Raw genomic sequence first — 1,781 nt, forward strand, 5'->3', positions numbered from 1 at the left:
ATTGGCACTCATGCGGGGCTGCCGCGCGTGGCTTCGGCCCGGTCGTGTTCGCCGGCTTCGCGGGAAGGGACCAGTCCCGCGCCTGTCGCGGTGGCCGGTTCGGCAGCGATCAGATTCGCCTGTTGCGTGACATTCCCCACGATCGCGCGGCCGCCGTCCTGCACCGACAGATTCTGCACGGTGATCGGACGCTCGCCGTTGCCTCGGTGGCGGTTGAGGGCTTCCATCTGGGCCGAGAAGGTGCGGGCCAGCCGGGTCAATGTGCGTGAGATGCCTTCCTGCTGCGAGAGGTTCTCGGTGAAGGCGAGCCGGCAGGCAGAACGCATTGTGGCGACGTGAACGGACACCATCTGTGCGGTCAGCATGGCCTCGAGGGAATCCCTGGGCGCGATGCCCTTCATCATCGAGATCATGAAGGCGAGATTGTCCTCGTCGGGTTTCTTCAGGATCACGCTGGCTTTCATCAATTGCTTGAGGATGCCATGCAGCGCGTCGCGGTCGACCGCGCCGAGCGCCTCGCCCATCAGTTGTTCGCCGGCCTGCGCGTCGGGATGCTCGATCACGATGCGTTGTCGGGTGAGCTTGATCCGCGGGCTGGCCCTGCTGCCGTCATACCTGGCGACGGGCGTCGTGCTGTTGCGTGTCAGGGTTGTCGTCATGTCGATATCTCCTTGGGCCCACGGTAGGGGCGAGCGGACTCGCGAGGGCGAGGCCGACCCGTGCCGCTGCCGTGCGGCGGTTGCGATTTTCAGATGTCAATGAGGGGTATGCGCGATTGAACGAGGCGCCTGTGGCCGGTCGGGCCGGGCGCTCACGGTTGTCGCGATGATGCCACTATACCCCTGTTTTGCCCGACGACACAAAATCGATTTCGTGCCATCCGAAGCTCGCGGCCCTCCCGTAAGTCCTTGTTTCGACAAGGGCGGTCTACTGTGCATGGGGTTGTTTTCGCATTTTTTGCTTGGATGCGGCGCGCACGTGCCGTGCGGCGGAATGCCGGTGCCCAAACGCGATTGCGAAATCCGGCGTGACCGCTATTCATGATCTTCGGATGCGTCGCGCCAACAAGCCTGCACAAGCGGCGCCGTGAGGTCCGGGGAGAGAACCAATGCAACGAACCGCCCGCCTGCTGGCGATCATCGCCGGACTGTGCGCCTCTGCGCTGTCGACGCAGGCCGTGGCGCAGAAATATCCGGTGCGGCCGGTCAAGGTCATGGTCGGCTTCAGCGCCGGCGGTCCGGTCGATGTCGTCGCGCGCATCATCGGTGATCGCCTGAGCAGCAAGCTCGGGCAGCCCTTCGTTGTCGAGAACCGCGCCGGCGCCAACGGCATGATCGCCGCCGAAGGCGTCGCGCGCGCGGATGCGGACGGCTACACGATGCTCGCCTGCAACTCGTCCACCATCACGCTCAACAAGACGCTGCTCAAGGACATCCGCTACGATCCGCAAGGCGACTTCGCGCCGCTCACCACCGTCGTGTCGGCGCCGCTCGTGCTCGTGGTCAATCCGGAGAATCCCAATACGGCTGATATCAAGACCGTGGCCGATCTCGTCGCCGCTGCGAGGGCCGCGCCCGGTGCACTGGCTTACGGCTCGGGCGGCAACGGCAACCTTGCCCATCTCGCCATGGAGTTGCTCAGCCAGAAGGCCGGGATCAAGATGATACACGTGCCCTATCGCGGCGGTTCCGCCGCCGAGGTCGGCCTCCTCGCGCAGGAGGTGCTGGCGGTTTTCGATCCGCTCTCCGCCGTGCCGCTGGTCAAGGCCGGCAAGCTGCGCG

The 1,781-nt window shown here is 65.2% G+C and carries 2 protein-coding genes; one reads left to right on the forward strand and one right to left on the reverse strand.

Annotated features, from left to right (window positions below; translation table 11 throughout):
* Nucleotides 1–8 precede the first annotated feature (8 nt).
* Complete coding sequence (locus MOV75_RS36745) at nt 9–659, reverse strand: hypothetical protein (RefSeq protein WP_247007831.1); 651 nt, start codon at nt 657–659, stop codon at nt 9–11.
* A 449-nt stretch (nt 660–1,108) separates the two neighbouring features.
* Here MOV75_RS36745 and MOV75_RS36750 point away from each other — a divergent pair.
* Nucleotides 1,109–1,781 (forward strand): tripartite tricarboxylate transporter substrate binding protein (locus MOV75_RS36750; protein ID WP_247007832.1); only part of this gene is annotated, 673 nt, incomplete at its 3' end.

The sequence above is a fragment of the Bradyrhizobium sp. PRIMUS42 genome, from assembly GCF_023006515.1.
In the GTDB taxonomy this organism is placed as follows: domain Bacteria; phylum Pseudomonadota; class Alphaproteobacteria; order Rhizobiales; family Xanthobacteraceae; genus Bradyrhizobium.